We start from the raw sequence: 20,057 nt of genomic DNA on the forward strand, positions 1-20,057 counted from the left end.
ATGCACAAGTCTTTCTTGAAATTGGGAAATGACTTGTTTATTTAACATTACTTCCATGATAAAAAACTACTTTAAGATTGCCTGGCGCAGCCTGGCTAAGCAAAAGGCTTACTCACTTATCAACGTAATTGGTTTGAGTGTAGGCCTAACGGCTTGTCTGATCGTTTCCACCGTTGTTGTTGATGAGTTGTCTTATGACAAACAATGGTCAAAGGGCAATCGCATTTACCGTGTGCTTTCTGTAAGTAATGTTATCAAAGGCGAGGCACCGCAACCTGCTACTTTCTCAGGGCTTGGGCCTTCATTAAAACGTGACCTGCCTGAAACGGAAGATTATTGCAGGATATCTGTTATTCATAGCCGGCTTAAGCTTACCGCTGATGAAGAAGAAATAAACCTTAAGGTGCTACGTGCCGAACCTACCTTTTGGAATATGTTTGATGTAAAAGCACTTCAAGGGAATCCTGAAAAATTTATAAAGGGCTATACCAATATCGTCATAACCGAAAAGGTGCGCAAGCAATATTTTAAGGATAAGGAAGTGATAGGTAAAGTGATCGTGAATGTTCCTGAGTTCGGAGATCCGCAGAAATACCTTGTTACCGGCGTAATTGAAAACCTGCCGCAAAACTCACATCTACAGGCCGACGTGATCGCGCTTAACGAATATCGGGCTCAGGATAATCGCATACCGGGCATTAATGAAGGTTACACGTTTGAGCCACAATATGTGCTATTAAAGCACGGAACAAACATTGAAGCTTTTACTAAAAAAGTTAATCAGTGGTACGCTGCGAACTACAAGGGCAAGGTGTTAGACTATTTATTCAGATTTCAGCCTTTAAAAGATATTTATTTAAGATCTGATTTCCCTGCAGTGCAGGAAGTGCATGGCAACATCCGTAACGTTTACATTTTTGCGGTAATTGCTGCTTTACTATTAATTATAGCCTGCATTAACTTTGTTAACCTAACCATTTCAAGGGTGTTCACACGTGCACGGGAGACAGGTGTTAGAAAAGTACTTGGCGCGGGTACCGCTCAGATCATCGCCCGTTTTTTAGCAGAATCAATTTTGTTTTTTGCGTTATCTTTTGCAATTGCAGTAATACTATATCCTATTCTGATCAAATACGTTGAGGTTTATCTCGGTCATCCTTTGGTTATCAATCTTTTCAACGGGGCATTTCTGTTTATAGCTATCGCTGGTGTTGCAATGGTAAGTTTGCTAACCGGATTATATCCAGCTTGGTACTTATCCAAACCCAAGCCAACTGTGATTTTTAGGGACAAGCTACCAACAAGCGGTGGTTTAAACTTGCTTAAAAGATCATTGATAGTTGGCCAATTTACCATATCAGCTACTATTATCATTGCCACTCTTGTGGTACGTTATCAAGTTAATTTTATGAGCCAGCGCGATCTGGGTTTCGATAAAAGCAACCTTGTTAATATAGATTTTACAGACTGGGGCAAAACAGGAGAAGGCTTTAAAAATGCGGTAAAACAAATACCAGGTGTTACAGGTGCCAGTATCACCAATTGGTATCCTTCATCAGGGTCGGGTTCAATGTCGCGTGGTGTAAAACTTGACAAAAAAAACGTAACGCTTTATTTTATTCAAGGTGATGCCGATTTGCCTTACATTATGGGCTTCAGGCTCCAGAAAGGTCGACTGTTTGATAGAACTTCAAATGCCGATGCGCTAAGTCAGGATTCGTTAATGGGAGGGGTTATTGATCCTGAAACCAAAAGACTGATAAACAGCCAACCAATTTTAGCAACAGCGTATACAGCCAAATTAATGGGCCTTAAGATCAATGCTCTTGCCGGTAAGTTTGAAGGTATGCCGGTAGGTGTTGTTTCTGATTTTTACAGTGAATCGCTCCACAACAAGATCAAGCCGACCGTGATACAGGCCATAAAGGATCAGCGTTACGGGGCAATGCTTATCAAAACAATCCCGGGTAGCGGCAAGCATGTGCTGGAAGCTGTGAATAAACTCTATAAAAGTTATTACCCTGCAAGACCCTTCAAATACAATTGGGTAAGCGATCTGATTGACAGGCAATACCGCGCTGATTTCAAATTACAGCAACTGTTTACTTGTTTCAGCTTACTCATCATTTTCCTGGCTTGTATAGGTTTGTTTGGGGTTGTTGCTTTTGCCACTGAACAGCGTGTGAAAGAGATCGGGATAAGAAAGGTGTTGGGTGCAAGCGTACAAGATATCGTTACATTAATATCAGTCGACTTCATCAAGCTGGTACTCGTAGCGTTTTTAATAGCTTCCCCGATAACTTGGTACGCTATGAACGCCTGGCTGCAGAATTATGCATACCGTGTTAGTATACCGGTATGGGCATTTGGCTTAGGCGGGGCAAGCATTGTGGTACTTGCATTAATAACCATCAGTTTCAAGTCGGTACGAGCAGCTTTCACCAACCCGGCAGAGAGCTTACGCGCTGATTAAAGATTATAAATTATAGATAGCAATTGCTAAACGCACTTTTAGGATCTAATTATTTTACGATTTACCTCTATGATAAAAAACTACTTTAAGATCGCCTGGCGAAACCTTTGGAAAAACAAGGTATCGTCGGTAATAAACATTGTTGGCTTGGCCGTGGGAATGGCCGCCTGCATTGTGATATTGCTGTTTGTTGCCTACGAAAAAAGCTTCGATAATTTTCATGGTGATAACATTGTAAGAATAAGTGAAGTACAAAAATTTCCGGGCATGGCCGCTTCACAAAAAGTAGGCCTGTCAATGTTTCCAATGGGGCCATCTTTAAAAGCCGATTTCCCGGAAGTGCAGCAATTTACAAGGGTAAAGTGGGATAAAAAATACCAGATGACCAACCGCGACAAGCGGGTGTTTTTACCACAGGTATTTGCGGTTGATTCCTCGTTCCTAAAAATATTCAATTTTAAAGTATTGAAAGGCAACGCGCAGGATGCCCTGGAAAAACCAAACAGCATTGCTATTACACAAGAGACCGCCCAAAAATTATTCGGTAATGAAAACCCGATAGGCAAAACCATAAATCATTACGGCGGCGATACCATAAACTTTATGGTAACTGCTGTTATGGCCAACTGCCCTAAAAATTCTCAATTGCAATTTGATGCGCTTTACTCTTTAGCAGGTATACACCAGAAATGGATGGATAACTGGGGAGGTAACTGGTTAAATACCTATCTGAAATTAACGCCCGGCACCAAACTGACGGCTTTTGAAGGAAAGATGCCGGCATTTTTAAAGAAACACATGAAGGGCGACGGATGGAAATATTATGAACTATTTTACCTGCCGTTAAAAGATATACATGCTGCATCAGCAGATATTGGTTTGGATTATCTCAACTATCAGAAGTTTGATAGAAAAGCTACTAATCTGTTTGCATTGATTGCTTTAATAGTGCTGGCTATTGCATGTGTTAATTCCATGAACCTATCCACCGCCCGTTCTGCTGATAGGGCCAGGGAGGTTGGCATCCGAAAATCGATAGGTGCCAACAGGCCACAATTGGCTATCCAGTTTTTGGCAGAAACGGTATTGCTTTCGTTGCTGGCACTTGTTTTAGCAATTGTACTTGTAGAGATTTCTTTGCCGCTTGTGAATAATTTAAGCCAGCGGGAACTCAGTCTTAATATCACAGGTAATCCCGGCTTTATCTTTTTGCTTATTGCAGGAGCCTTGTTTGTGGGTATTATTTCCGGCATCTATCCTGCGGTTTTCCTGTCATCTTTTCAACCGGTAAAGGTTTTAAAAGGTTCTGTTGAAACTGGCAAAAATAAAGGCGCTTTGCGCAATGTGTTGGTAGTGGCCCAATTTACAAGTGCAGTATTTCTGATGATTGCCACCGTGTTTGTGATTAAGCAGTTGCGCTTTATGCAGGATAAAGATCCCGGCTTCACGCGCGACCAGATTGTGAACATTCCGCTTGACAATATTTCCGGCCGTAATTATGAATTATTTAAGCAGCAGTTACTGGGTAATACTCTTGTAGCAGATGTTACAGGTTCGCAAGATCAGTTAGGTAGCCACCTTGATCAAAATGGCGTTTCCTTTAAATACAACAATGATGCTTTGCGCGAATTAGCTGCTACTCAATTGGTTGTCGATGATAATTATCTGCGCACTTATAACATCAAAATGGTAGAAGGTAAAAATTTCTCCTCTGAGAAATCAGCCAACGGCCACCAATACATTGTGAACGAATCAATGGCGAAAGAATTGCTGAAAGATCATCCCAAAGCGCCTTTATCATCACTGATAGGGCAGCGGTTTGGGTATGACTCTTTGGGCGTTATAACAGGTATTGCCAAAGATTTTAACTTTAACTCGTTGCATTATAAAGTTGAGAACCTTTTTATAGTTAATCAGGATCAATGGGGATTTAATACGGTATCAGTAAAGTTAAAAGCAGGTAAATCAAAAGAAGCTCTTGAGTATATCAAAGCCACCTGGAAAAAGATCAATCCCGATTACCCTTTTGAATACCAGTTTCTTGACGACCACTTTGCTGAAGTGTACCAGGCTGATACACAGGTAAGTAAAATAGTAGGTGTACTGGCCGTGTTAGCCATCATGATATCGTGCCTCGGCTTATTTGGCCTAGCATCATTCTCTGCCGAGAAACGAATCAAGGAGATTGGCGTCCGTAAGGTGCTGGGTGCATCGGTAAAAAGTATTGTGGTATTACTTACCAGCCATTTTGTAAAACTGGTGCTAATTGCTAACCTTATCGCCTGGCCGCTTGCCTGGTACGCTGTAAATCACTGGTTGCAAAGCTTCGCATTCCGCATCAATGTAACCTGGGGTGCATTTGCAATTGTAGCGTTATCGTCCCTGTTTATCGCGGTTGCAACTATCAGTTATCAATCCATAAAAGCAGCTATAGTTAATCCTGTTAAAAGCCTACGAAACGAATAATCACATGTTAAAGAACCATTTTAAAATCGCCTTGCGCAATCTTTGGAAACACAAGGTGTTTTCATTTATCAATATTACAGGTCTTTCGGTAGGTATTACCGCCTGTTTCTTCATTTTTATGTATGTAGCCTTTGAATTGAGCTATGATAAGTTCCATACTAAGGTAGATAATATCTACCGCCTGGTTACGGATATTAAAACCCCGTCAGAAACCATTAATACCGATGCTACATCATGGGCGTTTGCCCCAAATCTTAAACCTGAATTTCCAGAAATAGAGGCATTTGTACGTGTGCAACGAAGCGGTTATCTGATTCGTAAGGATAATATTAAATTTCAGGAAGACAACGCCATGCTGGCCGATTCTAACTTTTTTAAAGTATTCGATTTTAAGCTTTTGAAAGGTGATGTAAATACTGCTTTAACTGCGCCTGCCAGTATTGTATTCAGTGAAACTACAGCTAAGAAGTATTTTGGAGATGCTGACCCGATCGGAAAAACGGTTTTGATGTCTGGTGATGCCGTGCCGGCAGTAGTAACCGGCGTGATGAAAGATATGCCAGGCAATTCGCAAATTCATGCGGATCTTTTGATTTCCATGACTTCACTTACCCAAAAATTTCGTCCGGATATTGATAAACAATGGGGGAACTATGGTGCAAATACTTACTTGTTATTAAAGCCCGGTTCTAATTATAAAGCATTGGAAGCAAAGTTTCCACCGTTCATGGAAAAACATAACGGTAAGGATGCACGTGAAAGTAAGATGTTTGCTAAGCTTTTATTAGAGCCGATGAAAGATGTGTACTTACACACCACCCGCGGCGGGCAGGAAGTAGGTAGCATGAGTAACGTTTATATTTTTAGCATTGTTGCAGTATTTATCTTATTGATAGCTTGTATAAACTTTATTAACCTTACTACAGCGAGGTCTGTTGAGCGGGCTAAGGAGGTGGGTATACGCAAGGTTGTGGGTGCTGCAAAGGGCGAATTGGCCGCACAATTTATCGGCGAATCTGTGGTTCTGTGTATGATAGCCTTTTTCATAACAATAGCCTTATCTGCATTGCTGCTGCCTTTATTTAACCAGCTGGCGGGTAAAACTGTAAGTGAGGGTATCTTTACTACACCTGGATATATTGCCGGTTTGTTTGGCTTATCGGTGGTGATAGGTTTATTAGCCGGAGTTTATCCCGCGCTGGTGTTATCATCATTTAGGCCGGTATCTGTTCTTAAGGGGAGGTTCTCTACCGGCACAAAGGGTAACATACTGCGAAAAACACTTGTGGTTGCACAGTTCAGTATTTCCATTGCACTTATCATCGGCACCATTGTGGTATACGATCAAATGAATTACATGCGCAACCAGGATCTTGGTTTTTCTAAAGACCAGACACTGGTATTGGAAACCGATAACGACCCTGGCCAGGATGCTTTTAGGCAGGCAATCAGCGGTTTGCCCGGCGTAAAGGGAGCTACGTTGTCCTCGAGTGTGCCTGGTGGTGGTGAAAACGGTGCTTATTCCGAGATAGAGAATAGCAAAGGCGACCTGCAGGTAGCTAACCTTGCACTTTATTTTGTTGACTTTGATTACATCAAAAACTACGGCATCAAAATACTTGCCGGAAGGCCCTTCTCCCGTGATTTTATGAATACCGATACTGCCCAGGCCATGATCATCAATGAGGAGGCAGCAAAGCTGTTTGGCTATGCCACGCCCGAAAAAGCGATCGGACGCAGGTTTAAACAATGGGGCCGTGAAGGTAAGATAGTGGGCGTAATGAAGAATTTTCACTATCGATCATTACAGGAAAAAATTGACCCGCTGACCATGCGTGTGGAGATGAAGGCCCTAAACAAGGTATCTGTAAAATTAAGCGCAGCTAACCTACCTTCAACCTTATCTCAAATTGAGTCCAAGTGGAAGCAATACGTACCTAACAAGCCTTACACCTATTATTTTCTTGACGAATTTTTTGACCGCCAATACCGGAGCGAACAACGTTTTGGGAAGTTGTTCTTCAACTTTGCCATCTTAGCAATTGCAATATCTTGTTTGGGTTTATTAGGGCTGGCATCATACGCAACCTACCAGCGTACCCGAGAGATCGGTATTCGCAAAGTATTAGGCGCATCTACAACTGGCATCGTAAATATGCTATCGATAGATTTTATGAAGCTGGTAATAATATCATTCTTAATTGCTACGCCAATAGCATGGTATTTTATGCATAAGTGGCTGGCTGATTTCGCCTACAGGATTGAGATACAATGGTGGGTGTTTGCTTTGGCCGGCACCCTCGCGGTAGTAGTGGCATTAACAACCATCAGCTTTCAGGCCATACGCGCCGCGTTAACTAACCCGGTGAAGAGTCTTCGCTCCGAATAGAGATTGTTGATTAAAGATCAGAGATCAGTTAATTGGAGGTTAGACTTAAAAGTCTAACCTCTTTTAATTTATACGCGCCCCAACTAATCTCTGATCACGCAATCTCTGATCACTACGCTCAACGCGCGCAATACTGTATCATAACCGTACGCATCATGTACATAAGCGTACAGTTAGATGTTAATAAATTCAATATAAAGTATTGAAATACAATTAATTATAACTTTGGTATATAATTCACTTATCAATACCAAAACAGTTTAAGAAATTGCGGGACAAATAACCCATTAATTCATCAATCACAATTAATCAAAAATGTTATCACTGCAGCACATTTCAAAGTATTACCAGGTAGGCGGAAATAAAAACTATGTTATTAACGACATCAGCCTTGACGTTGAAGAGGGCGAGTTTGTTTCGATCATGGGCCCATCAGGCTCAGGCAAATCTACATTGCTTAACATCATAGGCATGTTAGATGAGCCATCAGGCGGCTACCATTACTTTGTAGAACAACCCGTACATCAGCTTAAAGAGAAGCAACGCTCGGCCCTATACAAACAATACATCGGCTTTGTATTTCAGGCATACCATCTTATTGATGAACTTACCGTAGCCGAGAATATCGAAACACCTTTGATCTATCAGGATGTAAAAGGCAGCGAGCGTAAAGCCATGGTTGCCGATATGCTTGACAGGTTCCAAATAGTGGGCAAAAAGGACCTCTTCCCGGCGCAGCTTTCAGGAGGACAACAACAATTGGTTGGCATAGCCCGCGCTTTAATAGCTAAACCGAAATTGATATTGGCTGATGAGCCTACCGGTAACCTTAACTCAAAACAGGGTGAGGAGATAATGGAATTGTTCCGTAAGCTGAATAAAGAAGACGGCGTTACCATCATCCAGGTTACGCACTCTGAAAAAAACGCTGAATATGGCTCGCGTATCATAAACCTGCTGGATGGAAGGGTAGAGTCCATCAAAAACCTCTGAACTATAACACAAAATGCGATACTCTAAATTTTTACTTGTTACCTTAATAGCACTTTCGCCGGCGGTTGTAAAAGCACAAACTGCTGATAGCGTACTTAATCTGCAGCAATGCATAGATATTGCTATCAAAAATAATCTTGATGTTAAGAAAAGCAATATACTGGCCCAATCAGCTAAAATTGATAACAACCAGGCAAAAGAATATTTACTGCCTTCTGTAAACGCACAGGTTGATCATGGTATCAACAATGGTCGTAACATCAACCCGTTTACTAACACCTATGTCAATCAATCGTTAACCTACGGAAACTACAGCCTTAGCGGTGATCTTACCCTGTTTAGTGGTTTGCAAAACCTTAACCGTATCAAGCAGGCATCTTTAGCTTACGAAGCAGGTAAAATGGATTTCCAACAGGCTAAAGATCTGGTAACCATCAATGTTATTACTGCTTACTTGCAGGTGTTGGATAATAATGAATTGTTATCGCAAGCCAAAAAACAACTGGCGGTAGCTAAACAACAGGTAGACCGCCTTGAGATATTAGAGAAGAAGGGTGCTAACAAAACACCATCAGACCTTTACGATCTTAAAGGAACTTATGGCGATAACCAACTATCTTATGTAAATGCGGTATCAACCCTTGAAACCTCGAAGCTTAATTTACTGCAGATATTGAATATACCATATCGCAGAGGTATTACGCTGGCACCTGTTGATGCGCAAAATCTGTCTAAACAAACCGATGCAAGTTCTGAGACTATATATTCAACAGCTTTAAATCAACTGGCTTTGGTTAAAGCAGCCACACTGCGACGCAAAAGTGCAGAAAAAGCAGTTAGTGTTGCCAAAGGTGTTCTATATCCAACAGTATCGTTATTTGGCGGTATATACACTAATTATTCGAGCGCTGCACAGCGCTCTGTATTTAGAGACTCCAGCGTGGTTAACACCGGACAGTATATTAACACGGCAGCCGGTCAGCAACCAGTATTGTCAACGCAGGCAAACTTTGATAACCGCAGCATTGGCTACTATGATCAGTTTAAAAACAACTATAGTACTCAAGTTGGAATAAGCGTCAGGATCCCGATCTTAAATTATTTCCAAAATCGCAATAAAGTAGCTAAGGCTAAACTTGATCTTGAAACTTACAAAGCCGTTGAGGAAAATACACGGATCAAACTTAGGCAGGATGTTGAACAGGCTTACTTGAACATGGAATCAGCATACAACAGGTTTAATGCTTTGCAGGAGCAGGTGAAGGCTTATGCGGAGTCCTTCCGTATTGCCGAGATACGTTTCAATGCCGGTGTGCTTAACTCCGTAGACTATGTGTTAGCTAAAAATTACCTTGACCGTGCAAACTTTAACTTAATAAATGCACGTTACGATTGCTATATCTACAACAAGATATTAGATTACTACCAGGGCCGATTATCACTGTAAACTTAAATAACCTAATAACAATATCGTCCGGATGAGAGATTCACTTGTCCGGACTTTTATATTTATCACAAAAATATTTTATAAATAAAATTGCAACAACAACACAAAATGTTGCAAACTATGTTAAACCCTAAAATCCATAAAACCGATGAAAAAATTATTACTTACCCTCAGCTTATTTGCTGCATTTACCACAATAAGCAAAGCACAATTGCTGCCTAAGGTGCAATTTGGTGCCAAAGCCGGTGTTAACTTATCGAGCCTATCAAACAATAATGGTACTTTTAGTTCTGATAACCGTGCAGGTTACCTTGCCGGTTTCTGGGCGCGTTTTGGTGCTATTGGTTTTAACTTCCAACCGGAGTTATACATTACCAGCAAAAACGTTGACATCAATAACAGTAATGTTAAAATAGGTTCTGCGAAATTCACCAGTATCGACGTTCCTTTATTGTTAGGCGGCAAAGTTGGTGCATTTGGTTTAGGTGGCCGTTTCTACGCAGGTCCGCTATTGTCGTTCGCCATTAATAAAGACAATAACTTTGGTACCGCTGTAAGCCAGGCAACTGCTTTCCGTTATAAAGATTCAAACTTCGCATTAACTGCTGGTGCAGGTGTTGACATCAGAAAGTTTTCGATCGACTTACGTTACGAGGCAGGTTTAACCAAGCAAGAGTACACATATGATGGTTCTACCAACTATAAAACCCGTGTGAGCTTATTTAACCTGAGCTTAGGTTACGCATTCTTGTAAGACATTTACAATCATAAAAAAAGCCGGTGTATTTAATACACCGGCTTTTTTATTATATAAATTTTATGCGTGCTCTATAGCGTGTTTTAAAGCTGCGTTATGCTTGTATTTAAAAACAAATGGAAAAACTACTGAAATGGCCAGGGCATAAAGCGCAAATGTGATCCAGATGCCGTGCCAGTCTTTAGTGTTGTTGGCAAGTGTAAAATACTTATCTATGATAACACCACTTGCAAAGCTGCCGAACAGTGCACCGAACCCATTCACCATCATCATAAATAGCCCTTGTGCGCTGCCGCGTATCTCAGGTGAAGCTTGTGTTTCTACGAACAGGGAGCCGGATATATTAAAGAAATCGAATGCCATACCGTAAACGATACATGACAGGATGATCATCCACAAGCCATTAGCAGGGTCGCCGAAGGCAAAAAGACCGAAGCGAAGCACCCATGCCAGCATGCTGAAGAGCATTACATACTTAATACCAAATTTGCGCAGGAAGAAAGGAATGGCCAGGATAAATAACGTCTCAGAGATCTGGCTGATAGACATGATAATTGCCGGATACTTTACAGCGATAGTATTCTGATATGCCGGTACATTTTTAAAATCATGAATGTAAGTGTCGCCATATGCATTGGTTAATTGCAAAGCAGCGCCTAACAAAAGCGAAAAGGCAAAGAAAATAGCAAAGCGGGGTGATTTGAATAAAGCGAATGCGTTTAAGCCTAATACATCTACCAGCGTTTTTTTGTCTGCTTTTTTGTTAAGCGGCGGGCACTTCGGTAAAGTGAAGGCATAGATCCCTAATGCAAAAGCCACCGCTGCAGATATATAGAATTGATTAGCCGATGTTTCGTTATGGGTTAGGCTTACTGTCCACAATGCAACAATAAAACCAACCGTTCCCCATGTACGGATAGGCGGGAAGGTTTTAACGATATCAATACCCTGGCTTTTTAAAGCCGAATAACCAACGGTAATTGATAAAGATAGTGTAGGCATATAGAAAGCCATATTAACCAGCATCACCCAGAAAAAAGTTACCGGGTTTGTTATCATGGGCAGAATACATAATGTTAAACCGCCTAAGAAGTGCATGATGCCGTATAACTTTTCGGCATTTATGAATTTGTCAGAAAGGATTCCGGTAAGGGTAGGCATTAGGATAGAGGAGATGCCCATAGTAGAAAATATTGCGCCAAATTGCGCACCAGACCATTGTTTATTTTGAAACCAATATGCACCAATGGTTAGCAGCCAGGCTCCCCAAATAAAGAATTGCATAAAGTTCATCAGTATTAAGCGAAACTTAATATTCATAGAGCTCAGGCGGTAAAGTCAGTAATAATCAATGTTTAAACAAAGGCGAAAATTAACGAAATATTATGAAACTGTAATTAACTAATTTTCGATTTACAGATCTGATACTTTATAATTTAAGATGAGAATGTAAGGCAATAAAAAAGGGAAGTGTAAACTTCCCTTTTTTATTTATGATGCTTTACGCTTATTCAATTCGTCCCTTATTTTTGCGGCTTTTTCATAAGCCTCCTCAGCCAGTGCGTCCTGTAACTTTGTCTTAAGTTCTTCTTCACTTAAAGTAGTATAAGATCCTGTTGCAGAGTGTGTTGCGGTCTTATCTTCCGGTGTTTCATTAATGTTTTCAAGGTAAACAAAATCGTTACCCTCTATCACAATGCCTGCCGTTGACAGGATAAACTCGTATGTATAGATAGGACAGTCAAACCGCACAGATACCGCGATGGCATCAGATGTGCGAGCATCTATCTCAACTGTTTTTTTGCCATCAAAGCAAACCAGTTTAGCATAAAAGATACCATCAACCAGGTTGTAGATAATGATCTCCTGTATGTTGATGTTAAACGCCTGGCCAAAGCTTTTAAAAAGATCATGTGTAAGCGGGCGGCTTGGCGTCATCTTCTCAATTTCAATAGCAATAGCCTGCGCCTCAAAACTGCCTATAATAATTGGTAACCGTCTGCGGCCGTTTACCTCGCCCAAAACCAAAGCGTAAGCGCCGGATTGTGTTTGGCTGTAAGATAGCCCAACAATGTCCAGCTCGATCTTTTTCATGTCGTTACCCATCACTGCAAATATACACTTTAAGCTGATGCTTTATACTCCTTTACGGCAGCAATAAGTTTGGGCAATACATCAAAAGCATCGCCTACAATGCCGTAATCAGCTACTTTGAAGAACGGCGCTTCGGCATCTTTGTTTATCACAACAATAACTTTTGACGAGCTGATACCAGCCAGGTGCTGTATTGCCCCCGAGATACCAATGGCAATATAAAGATTAGGGCTTACAGCGATCCCCGTTTGACCAACGTGTTCGCTATGGGGGCGCCAGCCTGCATCTGATACCGGTTTGGAACACGCTGTGGCTGCGCCAAGCAGATCAGCCAGTTCTTCAACCATGCCCCAGTTCTCAGGGCCTTTTAAGCCACGGCCGGCTGAAACAACAATTTCTGCATCAGGTAAGGAAACTTTATCTGTAGATCGAACGATCTCTTTAAGCATCTGCTTAAAATCGGATTCTTTAGTTTCAACGGTAAAATCCTCAACCTGCGCGGTGCCACCTGTTTCTACAACCTTGTAAGAGTTTGGGGTAAGTGCAATAACCTTATTGGCTGAGGTAAGTTCTACCACGGCAAAAGCTTTACCGGAGAAAGCGGTCTTTTTAATTGTGAACTTGCCACCGTTTTGCTCCGGTAAGGCAACAGCGCCATCGGCAACACCGGCTTGTAGTTTAACAGCAACCCGGGGAGCAAGGCCACGGCCACTAAAAGAGTTTGACAAAACAACTATGTCTGCACCTTGCGCTTTCGCTGCTTCTGCAATTACCGATGCATAAGCCTGGTTTACAAAGTTCTTAAGTTTATCGTTGCTTACATTCAACACTTTTTCTGCGCCATATTTGCCAAGTGCGGCCAGCTCATCGGCAGCAACATCACCAATGGAAATGGCTACAAGGTTGGTCCTCTTTTGGTCGGCAATGGCTTTGGCATAAGACACAGCCTCGAATATCGATTTTTTGAATTTGCCATCGGCATTTTCAGCATATATTAAAACTGACATATTGATCTGTTGGTAGTTATAAATAAATTAAATAACGCGGGCTTCGCTGTGAAGTAACTCAATCAGTTTGGCTGTATCATCGGCTGGTACCAAAGTAACCTGTCCGCGTGGCGCAGGCGTTTCATAGCTGATGATCTCCGAAGTTGTAGGCACTTCTACCGGCTCAACAACGGTAAGCGGTTTGGTGCGCGCACTCATTATTCCGCGCATGTTAGGAATCTTTGGCTCGGCAACGCCTTCAGCTGTGCCGGCTACAAAAGGCAGGGGGAGGGTTATTACCTCTTTGCCACCTTCTATTTCGCGCTCAACGGTGGCTTCGCTATCAGTAGCATCCAATTTTTTAATGATGGAAACTGATGGAATGTCAAGTAATTCGGCCAGCATACCTGCAACTTTAGAACCATTGTAGTCAATGGATTCGCGGCCGGTCAGGATCAGGTCAAAAGGATTTTGTTTAACATACTCAGCTATCTGGTAAGCAACGTACCAGGCATCATGCGGTTTGGCGTTGATCCGCACGGCATCAGTTGCGCCAATGGCCAGGGCTTTGCGAATAGTGGCTTCGGTTGAAGCATCACCAACGTTTATCACAGTTACCGAACCTTTACCGCCGTCTGTGAGCTCAATAGCACGCGCAAGCGCAATCTCATCGTATGGGTTAAGAATAAATTGAACGCCGTTGGTATTAAATTGCGTGTTGTTATCGGTAAAGGTTATTTTTGTCGTGGTATCCGGAACGTTACTGATACATACCAATACTTTCATAATATATAATTGGTTTTATAGGTATTTGATTAGGGTTACGGGCAAATTTAGTTAAAAAAGAACGAGTTTGAAATGGACACAAGCAGATTAGAGAAGCTGTTGGCCTTCATAGAAAATGAGCCGAATGATGAGTTTTTAAAATACGCACTGGCAACAGAATATCTGCGTCTAAATGATACGCAGAAGGCTCTGGCTTATTATGAAGACCTGGTACACAACCACCCAAATTATACAGGAACGTATTATCATTTAGGCAAATTGTATGAGGCGCTAAACCGCCGTGATGATGCGATAGCCATCTACCAAAAAGGGATTGAGGTTACCCGTGCTAAACGTGATATGCATGCGTTATCAGAGCTACAGGGAGTTTATAATAACCTCGTGGGCTTCGATGATGATGACGACGATTATTAATCCTGAGTAACAATAAATCTTTTGTTTAAGCTGGCAGATGCATCCACTTAAATAACAAAGTAATAATGCTATTTTACAGCTTTTGAAGCTATATATTGTTGAATATAAAGTTTAACCTCATCCCTTTTTGCACTGTTATCGATAAACTTATCAAGTGATGTCAATCCATTACCAAAGGTGCCTATGAACCTCGATTTATCCATAGTAGTGGTAGAACGCCATTCAGATATATTGACTATAACCTTATTATTAATTGTTTGAGGTTTTAATTTACTTGCATCGCCACCTATTGATTTATAATAAATTTGAACCGATTTATTTGCGTTAAGTTCTTTAAGATTTATGTCATCCAAAAAACCGCTCATTAAACCAAATGTTTTTAATAACGCATAACGAAAACCTTCTCTAACTATATTACTCCTGTTTAATTCAGGTGCTTCTGCTTGATAAAATACGTCAAATGTTGAGCCTATTTTTATCTGATTGAGAACGTGCGTACCATATTTGGCAACAAGTGCCTGAGCACTCAATGTTAAGGCGTCGCACTTAAATTCAGCTGTTAAAAAATTATTTACATTTTGATCGTAAAAGAATTTATATCGCTTATTTATCCAGTAATTGGAATAGTAGCCGTAAACATATTTTTTATCTTCTACTGTAGCATTTGGAAATAAATCTTTTATTGTATTTCCAAATACTTTTAAACCCTGAGTTTGTTCAATAGAGGAAGAAAGCTTCTCTGATAAATCCACAGCACTTTCGGCCTCAATTATATTCCAAGAGCCTTCTGTGTTAGTACCGATATCAACTCTATAAGGATTACCGGTATCATAAGCAGACATATTAACAACGCTTGCCCTTACAGATGCTTCATCCTGAAATTTATCAGTGACATCATATCCAAACCCCAAAAAATTATATTTTTCAGACCAGGGATACATTGGTGCTTTTACTTCGTTCGTTCCGTTAACAATAACTGTTATGTCCTTTGGAAGATTCTCCGCAACGTTGATAGGTTTGGTCTCGTTTTGATTTTTTTCGCAGGAAGTAAGGAGGGCTAAAGCAGCAATAATTAGTAGAGTTTTCTTCATGAGAAAGACGTGATACTGGTTTAGGTATCTAAGCGCTTCAAATTTACAACAATTACTTTATAGTATTAACTTTTAGATAACTTAATTAGGTAACGCGTTCTTGTAAGGTAAACCTTAAAATGGTGCTTCATCCTCCATATCGTCCATGCGTGACGGGCGGATGATGAAGTTGCTTGGTTTATCAAAATCCTGGTTTGGTGTTAAGCCTGAGAACGCTGCATTCATAGGAGGGAAGCCGTCCATGTTTGTTTCCAGGTCGGTAAACTTAACGTATTTACCAACGAACTTCAACCTTACGCGACCAGTTTCGCCGTTACGGTGTTTTGCGATGATAACTTCACCAACACCTTGGGTAGGATTGTTGTCTTCATCCACATCTAAACCATAGTACTCTGGGCGGTACAGGAACAATACCATGTCCGCATCCTGTTCAATTGAACCGGATTCACGTAAGTCAGATAACATCGGGCGTTTCGATCCGCCTGGGCGGCTCTCTACGGCACGGCTTAACTGCGATAGTGCAATTACAGGTACATTAAGCTCTTTTGCTACGGTTTTAAGCGCACGTGAAATACTACCTATTTCCTGCTCGCGATTACCACCTTTTCCATCGCTTTTACCATGCATCAGCTGCAGGTAGTCAATAATGATCAGTTGGATATCGTGCTGAGATTTTAAACGACGACATTTAGCGCGGAACTCAAATATGTTAAGGGATGGGGTATCATCTATGATAAGCGGGGCCTGCTCCAACCTGCCTATCTTTGAGTGCAGTTGCTGCCATTCCCACTCTTCTAACGTACCCTTGCGGATCTTTTCCTGCTCAATTTCCGTTTCTCCGGAAATTAAACGATTCACCAACTGTACAGACGACATCTCGAGCGAAAACACTACAACAGGCTTATCAAAGTCAACCGCTGCGTTACGGGCACAACTAAGTACGAAAGCCGTTTTACCCATAGCAGGGCGGGCCGCAATGATCACAAGGTCGGATTTTTGCCAGCCAGAGGTCATACGGTCAAGCTCCGTAAAGCCAGAGGCAACACCGGTAAGGCCATCTTGCTTGTCTTTAAGCGCCTCGATGTCACGTAGCGCCTCCTGCATCAGGTCATCCATCTTGCGCGAATCGCGACGCAGGTTATTCTGCGCTATTTCAAAAAGATTTTTCTCAGCCTTGTCAAGCAGGTCGAACACGTCGCTGGTATCTTCGTAAGCATTGGTTACAATGTCAGTTGATATACGTATCAGTTCGCGCTGGATAAACTTTTGAATAATAATACGTGAGTGATACTCAATATTTGCAGCAGAAGCAACCCTGTTGGTTAATTCGGTGATGTAATAAGCTCCGCCTACCATTTCCAACTCACCCGTTTGGCGAAGCTGTGCAGTAACCGTAAGAATATCAACGGGAGACGTTTTTTCGAAAAGATGGGCTATTACAGCAAATATTTTTTGGTGCCTTATATCATAAAACACTTCGGGTTTAAGAACGTCAATTACTGATGAAAGAGCATCTTTCTCCAACATCAAAGCACCCAACACAGCCTCTTCCAGATCAAGGGCTTGCGGCGGTATTTTGCCCATATTATTCTGCGGAAGCGCATTGGTAAAACGTGCTCTGCGCTCGCCGGTGTTGGCTTTGTGATTAGGGGAATCGTTCTCAAAAATCATAGCAAACAAAAATATACAAATTTCATTGGCGCATGCTCATAATTCATCCACATAGTGTATTTAGGTTTTAACAAAAACATTATCAGCGCTATAATTTTCGCGGTTAATAGTTAACACCAAATGTTTAAAACGTGTTAATAACGCCGCAAGTATCTGGTTATTAATTGTGTTGATAATTGTTGGATCATGTTAACAACTCTGCACCTTATGGAAAGGCACGGTTCATTAATGTACTGGTTTAATCAGTTAATATGAGTACTTTTGACGAAATTTTTTTACAGATAATGACGTATAATTCTAAACCTGCACGAGAAAGTAACCAATTGGTTTTTGGCATCAGAGCCGTAATTGAAGCCATAAATGCAGGTAAAGAAATCGAGTCGCTTTACATACAGCGTGGTCTTGGCGGGCCATTGTTAAACGAGCTTAAGGCAGTACTTCAGGAACATCACATTATAGCCCTGCAGGTGCCGGTAGAGAAACTCAACCGCATCACCATGAAGAACCACCAGGGAGCTATTGCATTTATATCGCCGATAACGTATCAAAAGATAGAAGACATAATTCCTCAGATATTTGAAAAAGGAGAGGTGCCACTGCTACTTATACTTGACAGCATTACTGATGTGCGCAACATGGGTGCTATAGCACGTACGGCAGAATGTGCGGGTGTGCATGCCATTGTAATGCCGGCACGTGGTTCTGCGCAGATAAATCCCGACGCTATCAAAACTTCAGCAGGGGCATTGTATAAAATTCCGGTTTGCCGCCATGATAATTTTATGCAAACGGTAAAATTTATACAAGAATCGGGCTTGCAACTGGTTTGCTGTACCGAGAAAACTACCGATTATCTTTACACGCCTGATTATACCGCGCCAACTGCTATCGTAATGGGTTCTGAGGAGGACGGCATCCGAAATGAGATCATCCGTATTAGCGACCATCTTGCCAAAATACCGATGTACGGCGAAATAGAATCTCTTAATGTATCGGTATCAACGGGAATAATTTTATATGAGGCTATAAGGCAGCGCTGCTTCGCCGCAGCTAATTAGATATCTGTGATAAGAGATCAGTTGCATTTTTAACTGATCTCTTGTCACATATCTCTGATCATTATTTATGTAAAGCTATAAGGCAGCGCTTTGCCGCTAAATAGAAACAGGGAATTAAGATTGTGAAACAAGATAAAATAAGAAGGCCCGATCATTAAATTGTCGGGCCTTTATCTTGGTTCTTGATTCTAAAAGTCTTGATTCGCTTATCAAACGTATTTCGTTCCAAACTGCTGTTTCACGTCAGCAACTACTTGCTTTACGCCTTGTTCTTCAGATCTTGGGCTGATCATTAGTATGTTATCAGACTCTACTACAATAAAATCATGCAGCCCTTTGATAATCACCAATTTACCTTCCGGAACATTTACCATACAGTTAGATGAATCGTACATGATCACTTTATCGGCAGGGATAACAGCATTGCCAACGTAATCCTTATCGGCCAGTTGATAGATAGATGCCCAGGTACCCAGGTCGCTCCAACCAAATTCTGAAGGTAGTACGTAAACGTTAGGTGCTTTCTCCATAATTCCGTAGTCAATAGAAATATTGATGCAACGTTGGTAAACCTTATGCACAAATGTTTTCTCTTCATCGGTATTGTAAACAGAACGGGCCTCTGCAAATATTTCGTGCATCTCTGGCAAGTGCTGGTTAAAAGAATCTACAATGGCCTTAGCCGACCATACGAAGATACCAGCATTCCATAAAAAGTCGCCGCTTTGGATAAAGGTTTTAGCCAGTTCCAAGGTCGGCTTTTCTGTAAAGGTCTTTACCTTATGGAAATCATCATTAAGTGTTTGGTCTGTATATTGGATATATCCGTAACCGGTATCAGGGCGAGATGGCTTTATCCCCAAAGTGATCAACAGATCGTTCTCTGAAGCCGTCTTTAACGATTTTTCTATGGCCGTTATAAAAGCTGCTTCATCCAATATCAGGTGGTCTGATGGTGCTACCACAATGGCAGCATCAGGGTTCATGCTTTCAATTTTGAAACAACCGTATGCTACGCAGGGCGCAGTGTTACGCATAACAGGTTCGGTGAGTATCTGGTTATCTGCCATATCCGGCAATTGTTGTTTCACCAGGTCGGTATAGTTTTCGTTGGTAACAACGTAGATGTTCTCTTTCGGACAGACTTTTAAAAAGCGATCGTAGGTATTTTGTATAAGGGTTTTCCCTGTACCTAAAATATCAATAAACTGCTTAGGGTGTGAGGTGCGGCTTATAGGCCAAAAACGGCTGCCGATGCCGCCTGCCATAATGATGGCGTAGTAGTTGTTATTCATTCTAAACGATAGATTTTAATTTGGCAAAATCCGGGCTAAAGATGTACATTAATTTGAGATTTCAAAACATCGAAAAACTAAATAATTTCAGCCGTTTTTTTACTTTTCATTAAATGTTTAAATCAGTAAATTGTTTT

At 41.3% G+C, this 20,057-nt stretch carries 15 protein-coding genes; 8 read left to right on the plus strand and 7 right to left on the minus strand.

Annotation, left to right across the window (positions count from 1 at the left end):
- The first annotated feature begins 55 nt into the window (after window positions 1-55).
- From FPZ42_RS09845 to FPZ42_RS09870, 6 genes are all read left to right on the plus strand, one after another.
- Window positions 56-2,473 carry an FtsX-like permease family protein gene (locus FPZ42_RS09845; protein ID WP_186458736.1) on the plus strand — a complete coding sequence of 806 codons (2,418 nt, stop codon included), beginning with the start codon at window positions 56-58 and terminating at the stop codon, window positions 2,471-2,473.
- A gap of 69 nt (window positions 2,474-2,542) precedes the next feature.
- Complete coding sequence (locus FPZ42_RS09850) at window positions 2,543-4,939, plus strand: ABC transporter permease (RefSeq protein ID WP_146270871.1); 2,397 nt, start codon at window positions 2,543-2,545, stop codon at window positions 4,937-4,939.
- A gap of 4 nt (window positions 4,940-4,943) precedes the next feature.
- Complete coding sequence (locus FPZ42_RS09855; RefSeq protein ID WP_146270873.1) at window positions 4,944-7,328, plus strand: ABC transporter permease; 2,385 nt, start codon at window positions 4,944-4,946, stop codon at window positions 7,326-7,328.
- Between the two features lie 315 nt (window positions 7,329-7,643).
- A complete protein-coding gene (locus tag FPZ42_RS09860; RefSeq protein ID WP_146270875.1) occupies window positions 7,644-8,321 on the plus strand; it encodes an ABC transporter ATP-binding protein in 678 nt (225 codons plus the stop codon).
- 13 nt (window positions 8,322-8,334) lie between these two features.
- Window positions 8,335-9,768 (plus strand): TolC family protein, encoded by a 1,434-nt coding sequence (locus tag FPZ42_RS09865; RefSeq protein ID WP_146270877.1) that lies wholly within the window; start codon window positions 8,335-8,337, stop codon window positions 9,766-9,768.
- Window positions 9,769-9,916: 148 nt separating this feature from the next.
- Window positions 9,917-10,522, plus strand: coding sequence for a porin family protein (locus FPZ42_RS09870; RefSeq protein ID WP_146270879.1), 606 nt, complete (start codon window positions 9,917-9,919; stop codon window positions 10,520-10,522).
- A 63-nt stretch (window positions 10,523-10,585) separates the two neighbouring features.
- Here FPZ42_RS09870 and FPZ42_RS09875 read toward each other — a convergent pair whose 3' ends face one another.
- The 4 genes from FPZ42_RS09875 to FPZ42_RS09890 form a co-directional block, all read right to left on the minus strand.
- Window positions 10,586-11,845: a nucleoside permease gene (locus tag FPZ42_RS09875; RefSeq protein WP_146270881.1), complete on the minus strand. Its 1,260-nt coding sequence runs from the start codon at window positions 11,843-11,845 to the stop codon at window positions 10,586-10,588.
- Window positions 11,846-12,016: 171 nt separating this feature from the next.
- Window positions 12,017-12,619, minus strand: a complete 603-nt coding sequence (locus FPZ42_RS09880; protein ID WP_146270883.1) for a bifunctional nuclease family protein — start codon at window positions 12,617-12,619, stop codon at window positions 12,017-12,019.
- A gap of 29 nt (window positions 12,620-12,648) precedes the next feature.
- Window positions 12,649-13,626: an electron transfer flavoprotein subunit alpha/FixB family protein gene (locus FPZ42_RS09885; protein WP_146270885.1), complete on the minus strand. Its 978-nt coding sequence runs from the start codon at window positions 13,624-13,626 to the stop codon at window positions 12,649-12,651.
- A gap of 27 nt (window positions 13,627-13,653) precedes the next feature.
- Window positions 13,654-14,391, minus strand: a complete 738-nt coding sequence (locus FPZ42_RS09890) for an electron transfer flavoprotein subunit beta/FixA family protein (RefSeq protein ID WP_146270887.1) — start codon at window positions 14,389-14,391, stop codon at window positions 13,654-13,656.
- A 72-nt stretch (window positions 14,392-14,463) separates the two neighbouring features.
- On the opposite strand from FPZ42_RS09890, the gene FPZ42_RS09895 reads away from it, so the two are divergent.
- Window positions 14,464-14,805: a tetratricopeptide repeat protein gene (locus FPZ42_RS09895; protein ID WP_146270889.1), complete on the plus strand. Its 342-nt coding sequence runs from the start codon at window positions 14,464-14,466 to the stop codon at window positions 14,803-14,805.
- A 68-nt stretch (window positions 14,806-14,873) separates the two neighbouring features.
- Here the strand turns inward: FPZ42_RS09895 and FPZ42_RS09900 are convergent, their stop codons facing one another.
- A complete protein-coding gene (locus FPZ42_RS09900; protein WP_146270890.1) occupies window positions 14,874-15,896 on the minus strand; it encodes an MAC/perforin domain-containing protein in 1,023 nt (340 codons plus the stop codon).
- 114 nt (window positions 15,897-16,010) lie between these two features.
- Complete coding sequence (dnaB, locus tag FPZ42_RS09905; protein ID WP_146270892.1) at window positions 16,011-17,567, minus strand: replicative DNA helicase; 1,557 nt, start codon at window positions 17,565-17,567, stop codon at window positions 16,011-16,013.
- A gap of 251 nt (window positions 17,568-17,818) precedes the next feature.
- Here dnaB and rlmB point away from each other — a divergent pair, with 251 nt between their 5' ends.
- Window positions 17,819-18,625, plus strand: coding sequence for a 23S rRNA (guanosine(2251)-2'-O)-methyltransferase RlmB (gene rlmB / locus FPZ42_RS09910; protein ID WP_391561004.1), 807 nt, complete (start codon window positions 17,819-17,821; stop codon window positions 18,623-18,625).
- Between the two features lie 209 nt (window positions 18,626-18,834).
- Here the strand turns inward: rlmB and FPZ42_RS09915 are convergent, their stop codons facing one another.
- Window positions 18,835-19,920, minus strand: a complete 1,086-nt coding sequence (locus FPZ42_RS09915) for a mannose-1-phosphate guanylyltransferase (protein ID WP_146270894.1) — start codon at window positions 19,918-19,920, stop codon at window positions 18,835-18,837.
- Window positions 19,921-20,057: the final 137 nt, after the last annotated feature.

The organism is Mucilaginibacter achroorhodeus (assembly GCF_007846095.1).
GTDB lineage: Bacteria > Bacteroidota > Bacteroidia > Sphingobacteriales > Sphingobacteriaceae > Mucilaginibacter > Mucilaginibacter achroorhodeus.

Bases quoted from the DNA above. Each gene is read 5' to 3' on its own strand.
- FPZ42_RS09845 (WP_186458736.1), top strand. From the start codon at position 56: ATGATAAAAAACTACTTTAAGATTGCCTGGCGCAGCCTGGCTAAGCAA.
- FPZ42_RS09850 (WP_146270871.1), top strand. From the start codon at position 2,543: ATGATAAAAAACTACTTTAAGATCGCCTGGCGAAACCTTTGGAAAAAC.
- FPZ42_RS09855 (WP_146270873.1), top strand. From the start codon at position 4,944: ATGTTAAAGAACCATTTTAAAATCGCCTTGCGCAATCTTTGGAAACAC.
- FPZ42_RS09860 (WP_146270875.1), top strand. From the start codon at position 7,644: ATGTTATCACTGCAGCACATTTCAAAGTATTACCAGGTAGGCGGAAAT.
- FPZ42_RS09865 (WP_146270877.1), top strand. From the start codon at position 8,335: ATGCGATACTCTAAATTTTTACTTGTTACCTTAATAGCACTTTCGCCG.
- FPZ42_RS09870 (WP_146270879.1), top strand. From the start codon at position 9,917: ATGAAAAAATTATTACTTACCCTCAGCTTATTTGCTGCATTTACCACA.
- FPZ42_RS09875 (WP_146270881.1), bottom strand. From the start codon at position 11,845: ATGAATATTAAGTTTCGCTTAATACTGATGAACTTTATGCAATTCTTT.
- FPZ42_RS09880 (WP_146270883.1), bottom strand. From the start codon at position 12,619: ATGAAAAAGATCGAGCTGGACATTGTTGGGCTATCTTACAGCCAAACA.
- FPZ42_RS09885 (WP_146270885.1), bottom strand. From the start codon at position 13,626: ATGTCAGTTTTAATATATGCTGAAAATGCCGATGGCAAATTCAAAAAA.
- FPZ42_RS09890 (WP_146270887.1), bottom strand. From the start codon at position 14,391: ATGAAAGTATTGGTATGTATCAGTAACGTTCCGGATACCACGACAAAA.
- FPZ42_RS09895 (WP_146270889.1), top strand. From the start codon at position 14,464: ATGGACACAAGCAGATTAGAGAAGCTGTTGGCCTTCATAGAAAATGAG.
- FPZ42_RS09900 (WP_146270890.1), bottom strand. From the start codon at position 15,896: ATGAAGAAAACTCTACTAATTATTGCTGCTTTAGCCCTCCTTACTTCC.
- dnaB (WP_146270892.1), bottom strand. From the start codon at position 17,567: ATGATTTTTGAGAACGATTCCCCTAATCACAAAGCCAACACCGGCGAG.
- rlmB (WP_391561004.1), top strand. From the start codon at position 17,819: ATGAGTACTTTTGACGAAATTTTTTTACAGATAATGACGTATAATTCT.
- FPZ42_RS09915 (WP_146270894.1), bottom strand. From the start codon at position 19,920: ATGAATAACAACTACTACGCCATCATTATGGCAGGCGGCATCGGCAGC.